The 8,984-nt window shown below is 62.5% G+C and carries 2 protein-coding genes and 1 pseudogene; all 3 read right to left on the bottom strand.

Going from position 1 to position 8,984, the window contains the following annotated elements:
* A pseudogene (locus HKL97_RS02025) lies at positions 1–110 on the bottom strand (30S ribosomal protein S12); the annotation flags it as partial.
* A gap of 381 nt (positions 111–491) precedes the next feature.
* On the bottom strand, positions 492–4,652 hold the full coding sequence (gene rpoC, locus HKL97_RS02030) for a DNA-directed RNA polymerase subunit beta' (protein ID WP_291422365.1): 4,161 nt from the start codon (positions 4,650–4,652) through the stop codon (positions 492–494).
* A gap of 55 nt (positions 4,653–4,707) precedes the next feature.
* Entirely contained in the window at positions 4,708–8,895 is a 4,188-nt protein-coding gene (gene rpoB, locus HKL97_RS02035) for a DNA-directed RNA polymerase subunit beta (RefSeq protein WP_291422367.1), read from the bottom strand.
* Positions 8,896–8,984: the final 89 nt, after the last annotated feature.

An 8,984-nucleotide genomic window follows, 5' to 3' on the forward strand; every position in this document is an offset into this window, starting at 1 on the left:
ACGCGCGTGCAAACGCCGCGCTTCTGGGGGCAACCCTCAAGGGCCGGCACCTTGTTCCGCTTCGGCGCGGGCTCACGGCCCTTGGCGATCAACTGATTAATGGTCGGCATATCTCATCCTGCTTCGTGTGTTCCCCGTACCCCGGATTATTCCAGTTCAGGTCATCCATAAAAAACGGCCGCAAGCCGGAATGTCCTGCTTGCGGAAACGACTCCAGCACGCGGCCTTAGTTCCGGTCTCCCGGGACGGCGCCGCACGCGCCAGATTTTTCATCGACAACCCGCGCCTGAAGAAGTCCCAGAGCCACGAGAGCGCCTTCCTTAAGAGCCCCCCACCCCCAAGTCAAGCATTAGCGCCCGACTCAATGGCAGAAAAACCCAGGTAACGGTTTTGGGCATGGCTCTCGCGCGCCGCGCGCCCGCCACAACGCGAAACGGCGCCCCAGGGCGGGGCGCCGTTCCATTCAACCGGCTAAACAGGCTCTCTCCAGCCTACTCTGCGGCGTATTCCGGCTTGCTCAGCGCGGGGCGCTGCCCGCCCAGGGCCTGGCGGTCCCGCCCGGCCGCCACGGAGCGCAACCGGTTCATCACGCTGCCCGTACCCGCCGGGATCAACCGCCCGACGATCACGTTCTCCTTCAGGCCCGACAGCGAATCCATCTTGCCCGCGGTAGCCGCTTCGGTGAGCACCCGAGTCGTCTCCTGGAAGGAGGCGGCCGAGATAAAGCTCTGCGTCTGCAGGCTCGCCTTGGTGATGCCCTGAAGCACCGGCAGGCCCACGGCCTTGCGTTCGTCCTCGGCCAGCTTACCGTTCTCGATGTCGAACTCCACCCGGTCCACCAGCTCGCCCACCAGGAAGGTGGTGTCCCCGGCCTCGGTGATTTCCACCTTCTGCAACATCTGACGCACGATGACCTCGATATGCTTATCGTTGATCTTCACACCCTGCAGACGATAGACGTCCTGGATTTCATTCACCAGATAGTCAGACAGCGCCTCGACCCCGAGCACGCGCAGAATGTCATGCGGCACGCGCGGGCCATCCACCAGCGGGTCGCCCCGGCGGACATAATCGCCCTCCTGCACGGACACATGCTTGCCCTTGGGCACCAGATACTCGGTATCCTCCCCGGTCTCGTCGTTCTTCACGATCACACGGCGCTTGGCCTTGTAATCCTTGCCGAACTCCACGCGCCCGTCGATTTCCGCGATAATCGCATGATCCTTCGGCCGCCGCGCCTCGAACAGCTCCGCCACCCGCGGCAGACCGCCGGTGATGTCGCGCGTCTTGGAGCCTTCGCGCGGAATCCGCGCCAGCACGTCGCCGTCGGCCACGCTCGCCCCGGGCTCCACCGAGAGGATGGAGTCCGGCGCCAGGAAGTAGCGCGCCTCGGCGCCGTTGGTCAGGCGCACGATCTCGCCCTTGGCATCCTTCAGCAGCAGCCGCGGCCGCAAATCCGCCCCGCGGGCCGACTGCTTGTAGTCGACCACCACCTTCGAGGTCAGACCCGTCACCTCATCAACCCGCTCCACCAGCGTGATGCCCTCGATCAGATCCGCGTATTCCACGATACCCGCCCGCTCGGTGATGATCGGCAGGGTGTAGGGATCCCACTCGGCCAGCTTCTGGCCGCGCGTCACCGTTGCCCCCTCGTCGCCCAGCAACCGCGCGCCGTAGGGCACACGGAAACGCGCGCGCTCCCGGTTGGCGTTATCGGTAATGATGATTTCGCAATTACGGCTCATCACCACCGGCACGCCCTGGCTGTTCGTCACCACGTTGCGGTTCCTGATCGCGATGGTGCCATCATGGCTGGCCTCCACGTTGGACTGCTCGGCGCCACGCTGCGCCGCACCGCCAATATGGAAGGTACGCATGGTCAGCTGCGTGCCCGGTTCACCGATTGACTGCGCCGCGATCACGCCCACGGCCTCGCCGGCATTCACCGGCGTTCCGCGCGCCAGATCACGCCCGTAGCAATGGCCGCAAACCCCGATCTTGGTATCGCAAGTGAGCACGGAGCGAATCTTCACCGACTCCACGCCCGATTTCTCGATCTTCTCGGCCTCGGATTCCTCGATCAACACATTCGCCGCGACAATCTCGGTCCCACTGGCCGGATCGAGCACCGCCGCCGCTGTGGTCCGGCCCAGCACGCGCTCGGCCAGGCTGGAGACGACCTCACCACCATCCATCACCGCGCTGACCGTCAGCCCCCGCTCGGTGCCGCAATCTTCCTCGATGATGATGCAATCCTGCGCCACGTCGACCAGGCGGCGCGTCAGATACCCCGAGTTCGCGGTCTTCAACGCCGTATCGGCAAGTCCCTTGCGGGCGCCGTGGGTCGAGTTGAAGTAATCGAGAACCGAAAGACCCTCTTTAAAGTTGGCGATGATCGGCTGCTCGATGATCTCGCCCGAAGGCTTGGCCATCAACCCGCGCATACCCGCCAGCTGCGACATCTGCGCCGGCGACCCACGGGCGCCGGAGTGGCTCATCATCCACACCGAGTTGGTCTGCTTGCCGATCTCCTGGCGCGAGATCTCCTTCATCATCGCCGTGGCGACCAGGTCCTTACAACGCGACCACGCATCAACCACCTTATTATAGCGCTCGCCCGCGGTGATCAGACCATCCTGATACTGCTGCTCGAACTCGCGCACCTCCGCCTGGGTGGCTGCCACCAGCCCGGCCTTGGAGTCGGGGATACGCATGTCGTCCTTGCCGAACGAAATACCAGCCCGCGCCGCATGCTTGAAGCCAAGTCCCATCATGCGGTCGCAGAAGATCACCGCCTCTTTCTGCCCGCAATGGCGGTACACAAGGTCGATCACGTCGGAGACGTTCTTCTTGGTCAGCATCTTGTTAACAACCGAGAACGGCACATTCGGATTGAGCGGCAGCAACTGGCCGATCAGCATCCGCCCCGGCGTCGTCACCACGATGGACTTCTTCTTCACGCCGTCATGGCCAATCGACTCCACCCGCGCGCGGATCTTGTCATGCAGCTTCAGCGCCCCGGCCGACATCGCGAACTCGATCTCGGCAACAGTGCCGAACGCGCGCGCGTCCTCATCCTTGGTCACGCCAAATTCCGTGGTCTCCAGCGAGAGGTAATACAGCCCGAGCACGATATCCTGGCTCGGCACGATGATCGGCTTGCCGTTCGCGGGCGAGAGGATGTTGTTGGTCGACATCATCAGCACGCGCGCTTCCAGCTGCGCCTCGATGGAGAGCGGCACATGCACCGCCATCTGGTCGCCGTCGAAATCCGCGTTGAAGGCGGTGCAGACCAGCGGGTGCAGCTGAATCGCCTTGCCTTCGATCAGCACCGGCTCGAACGCCTGGATGCCCAGGCGATGCAGCGTCGGCGCGCGGTTCAGCATCACCGGATGCTCGCGGATCACCTCTTCGAGAATATCCCACACCTCGGGACGCTCTTTCTCGACCATCCGCTTCGCCGCCTTGATGGTCGTCGCCAGGCCATATTTTTCCAGCTTGGCGTAGATGAACGGCTTGAACAGCTCCAGCGCCATCTTCTTCGGCAGGCCGCACTGGTGCAGCTTCAGCTCCGGCCCCACCACGATGACCGAACGGCCGGAATAATCGACGCGCTTGCCGAGCAGATTCTGCCGGAAACGGCCCTGCTTGCCCTTCAGCATGTCGGAGAGCGACTTCAGCGGGCGCTTGTTGGTACCCGTAATCGCACGGCCGCGGCGGCCGTTGTCGAACAGCGCGTCCACCGACTCCTGCAACATGCGCTTCTCGTTGCGCACGATGATATCCGGCGCGCGCAGCTCCATCAGCCGCTTCAGCCGGTTGTTACGGTTGATCACCCGGCGGTACAGATCGTTCAGATCCGAGGTCGCGAAGCGCCCGCCGTCCAGCGGCACCAGCGGGCGCAGCTCGGGCGGAATCACCGGCACCACATCCAGCACCATCCATTCCGGGTGGGTGCCGGAGTCGAGGAAATTCTCGACCAGCTTCAACCGCTTGACCAGCTTCTTGCGCTTGGTCTCGGAATTGGTCTCCTTCAGCTCGGCGCGCATCCGCGCCTTATCCTCGGCAAGGTCGATGCCCAGCAGGATATGCTTGATCGCCTCGGCGCCGATGCTGGCGCGGAACCCGTCCTCACCGAACTCGTCCTGCTTATTATACAGCTCGTCTTCCGAGATCAGCTGGTGCAGCTTGAGGTCGGTCGTGCCCGGCTCGAGCACGATATACGACTCGAAATACAGCACCTTCTCGACATCTTTGAGCGTCATATCCAGCATCGTCGCGATACGGCTCGGCAGCGACTTGAGGAACCAGATATGCGCGACCGGCGAGGCCAGCTCGATATGGCCCATGCGCTCGCGGCGCACCTTCGCCAGCGTAACCTCCACGCCGCATTTCTCGCAGATGATGCCACGGAACTTCATCCGCTTGTACTTGCCGCACAGGCACTCGTAATCCTTGATCGGCCCAAAAATCCGCGCGCAGAACAACCCATCCCGCTCGGGCTTGAAGGTCCGGTAGTTAATCGTCTCCGGCTTCTTGATCTCACCGTAGGACCAGCTGCGGATCTGCTCCGGCGAGGCGATCTGGATCTTGATCTGATCGAAAGTCGCGGCCTGACCGGTCTGGCCAAGAATCTTCATTAAATCATTCATCGTTCATCACCCTTGAACCGCCGGATGCAAGGTCTCCCCCGCACCCGGCTATAGATTAGGTAGCGCTCTGTTCCAGATCGACGTTGAGCCCAAGCGACTTCAGCTCTTTCAGCAGCACGTTGAAGCTCTCGGGGATACCGGCCTCGAAATTGTCCTGCTCGCGCACGATCGCCTCATAAACCTTGGTACGGCCGGAAACGTCGTCGGATTTCACCGTCAGCATTTCCTGCAAGGTGTACGCGGCGCCGTAAGCCTCAAGCGCCCACACTTCCATTTCACCAAAGCGCTGGCCGCCGAACTGCGCCTTGCCGCCCAGCGGCTGCTGGGTCACGAGCGAGTACGGCCCGATCGAGCGCGCATGGATCTTGTCGTCGACAAGATGATGCAGCTTGAGCATGTACATGTACCCAACCGTCACCTTGCGCTCGAACGGCTCGCCCGTACGGCCATCGACCAGCACCGACTGCCCGGACACATCCATGCCCGCCTTCGCCAGCATCGCCTCGATATCGGGGATGCGCGCGCCATCGAACACCGGCGTCGCAATCGGCACGCCCTTCTTGAGGTTGCCGCACAGCTCGATCAGCGCCCCGTCATCCATGCCGGCGATCTGCGCGTTATAGATCTCCTCGCCATACACATCCTTCAACAGGTCCAGCAGTTCCAGCTTGGCCTCGCCGGTGCGGCGGTATTCTTCCACCGCCACGCCGATCTGCTTGCCCAGATTCGCGCAGGCCCAGCCCAGATGCACTTCCAGGATCTGCCCGACATTCATGCGCGAGGGCACGCCCAGCGGGTTCAGCACCAGGTCAACCGGCGTGCCGTCCGGCAGGAACGGCATGTCCTCAACCGGCACAACCCGCGAGACCACACCCTTGTTGCCATGGCGTCCGGCCATCTTGTCGCCCGGCTGCAGCTTGCGCTTCACCGCCACGAACACCTTGACCATCTTCATCACGCCGGGCAGCAGCTCATCGCCGCGCTGCAGCTTCTCGACCTTGCTCTCGAAACGCTCCTGCAAGCGCTTCACCGCCGCATCAAACTCGCGCTTGAGAATTTCGATCTGCGCCATCACGGCGTCGTCCTGCACCACCACATTGCGCCAGGCGCCGCGCGGATGCTCGGCCAGCACTTCGGAGGTGATCTCAGTCCCCGCCTTGATGCCCTTGAAGCCCGAACCGGCAATCTGGCCCAGCAGCGTCTCGCGCAGCCGGTTCAGGAACGAGCGCTCCTGAATCGCGCGCTCATCGTCACGGTCTTTCGCCAGCCGCTCAATTTCCGCCCGCTCAATCGCCAGCGCGCGCTCGTCCTTGTCAACGCCGCGGCGGTTGAACACCCGCACGTCAACAATGGTCCCGGCCACGCCCGGCGGCAGCTTCAGCGAGGTATCGCGCACATCCGAGGCTTTTTCGCCAAAAATCGCGCGCAGCAGCTTCTCTTCCGGCGTCATCGGGCTCTCGCCCTTCGGCGTCACCTTGCCAACCAGAATATCGCCCGGATTCACCTCGGCGCCGATATACACAATGCCTGCCTCGTCGAGGTTGCGCAGCGCTTCCTCACCGACATTGGGAATATCGCGGGTGATCTCCTCCTGGCCGAGCTTGGTGTCGCGCGCCATAACCTCGAATTCCTCGATATGGATCGAGGTAAACACGTCATCGCGGGCAATCCGCTCGGAAATGAGAATGGAGTCCTCAAAGTTGTAGCCATTCCAGGGCATGAACGCGCACAGCGCATTGCGCCCCAGCGCCAATTCGCCCAGCTCGGTCGAAGGGCCATCAGCGATGATATCCCCCTCGGCGACTCTGTCACCAACCTTCACCAAGGGCCGCTGGTTGATGCAGGTGCTCTGGTTGGAGCGCATGTACTTGCGCAGCCGGTAGATATCCACACCCTTGGTCGAGCCATCCTCGGCCGTCGCCCGCACCACGATGCGCGCGCCGTCGATCTGGTCGATCATGCCCGCCCGCTTGGCGACAATGGTCGCCCCGGAGTCGCGCGCCACGGCGGCTTCCATGCCGGTGCCCACGATCGGCGCATCGGACTGGATCAGCGGCACCGCCTGGCGCTGCATGTTCGAGCCCATCAGCGCGCGGTTGGCGTCGTCGTTTTCGAGGAACGGAATCAGCGCCGCGGCAACCGAAACCAGCTGCTTGGGCGACACGTCGATCGCGGTGACCTCCTCGGGCTTGACCAGAAGGAAGTCGCCGTTGCGGCGCACGGATACGAGATCGGCGGTGAACTTGCCGTCCCCATCCTTCTTCGCATCGGCCTGCGCCACCGTCAGGCGCTCTTCTTCCATCGCGGAGAGATATTTCCACGAGGGCTGCACCACACCATCCTTCACCAGCTGGTAAGGCGTCTCGATGAAGCCGTATTTATTCACCTTCGCGTAGGTGGCGAGCGAGTTGATCAACCCGATGTTCGGGCCTTCCGGCGTCTCAATCGGGCAAATCCGCCCGTAATGCGTCGGATGCACGTCACGTACCTCAAACCCGGCGCGCTCGCGCGTCAGACCGCCTGGCCCGAGCGCTGAGAGGCGGCGCTTATGCGTCACTTCCGAGAGCGGGTTGGTCTGGTCCATGAACTGCGAGAGCTGCGAGGAGCCGAAGAACTCACGCACCGCGGCCGCCGCCGGCTTGGCGTTGATCAAATCATGCGGCATCACGCTGTCGATATCGACCGAGCCCATCCGCTCGCGGATCGCCCGTTCCATGCGCAGCAGGCCCACGCGATACTGATTCTCCATCAGCTCGCCGACCGAACGCACCCGCCGGTTGCCGAGATTGTCAATATCGTCGATCGCGCCGCGCCCGTCCTTCAGCTCGCACATGATCTTCACTGTGCGCAGAATGTCTTCCTTGCGCAGCACGCGCACGGTGTCCTCTGCCTCCAACCCCAGGCGCATGTTCATCTTCACGCGGCCCACGGCGGAGAGGTCGTAGCGGTCGGCGTCAAAGAAGAGCCCTTTGAACAGCGCCTCGGCGGTCTCGGAGGTCGGCGGCTCGCCGGGGCGCATCACGCGGTAGATGTCGATCAGCGCATCCTCGCGGTTGCTGTTCTTGTCCGCCGCCAGGGTGTTGCGAATCCACGGGCCGTTGGCCTGATCCACCGCCAGGGTCGGCAGCTCGTCAATGCCCTTGTCCTCCAGCAGCGCCAGCTTGGCTTCCACCAGCTCCTCGCCGGCTTCGGCAAAAATCTCACCCGTCTGCGGGTCATACATGTCAACGGCGATGAAGCGGCCCAGCAGATCGTTGCGGGCCACCAGCACGCGCTTGGTCTTCTCGGCAATCTTGCGGACCACCCGCGCGGTCAGCTTCTCATCGTTCTTGGCGACCACCTCGCCCGTATCGGCATCCACCAGATCCTCGATGAGCTTCTGGTTACGGAACGCCTCCGCCTCGAACGGGCGCGCCCACTGCCCCTTGGTGCAAGTGAACATCACCTGGCCATAAAACGCACCCAGGATCTCCTCGGCGTCCATGCCTTTAATCTCGGCGATCTCCAGGCTCTCGCCCTTGGCCGCGCGCGCCTCGCGCAGCGCCTCGGTGCCAACGCTGGGGAGCGCGTAAAGCAGCGTCGTCACCGGCAGCTTGCGCTTGCGGTCGATGCGCACATACACGATGTCTTTCGCGTCGAACTCGAAATCGAGCCAGGAACCGCGATACGGAATCACCCGCGCGGTGAACAAATACTTGCCCGACGAATGCGTCTTGCCGCGGTCATGATCAAAGAACACACCGGGGCTGCGGTGCATCTGCGAAACGATCACGCGCTCGGTCCCGTTGACCACAAACGTACCGTTATCTGTCATCAACGGCATGTCGCCCATGTAAACGGGCTGCTCTTTAATATCGCGGATCGACTTGGCGCCGGTATCCTCGTCCAAATCCCACACGATCAAACGGAGAATCACCTTCAGCGGCGCCGCATAGGTCATGCCGCGCTGAATGCACTCCTCAACGTCATATTTCGGCTCTTCCAGCTCGTAATGTACGAACTCCAGGCGGCCGCGCCCGGCAAAATCATCAATCGGGAATACCGATTTGAAAACCTCCTGAATGCCCGAATGCGTCCGCGCATCCGGCTTCACATGCATCTGCAGAAAGCTGTCATAGCTCGCGCGTTGCACATCAATCAGGTTTGGCATGGGTGCGACTTCAGGGATGCGCCCAAAGCTCTTACGAATGCGCTTGCGGCCGGTGAAAGACCCTTTACCCAGACCACCATTCATCGCGTTCATCGTACTCACCCTCGCTTTTAAATTTTAGCTCAGTCTTACAAAAACAGGCGGCAGGCGATCACCAAACGGTAATCGCCTGCCCTTTAGGC

This window comes from Acidocella sp. (genome assembly GCF_013044125.1).
GTDB lineage: Bacteria > Pseudomonadota > Alphaproteobacteria > Acetobacterales > Acetobacteraceae > Acidocella.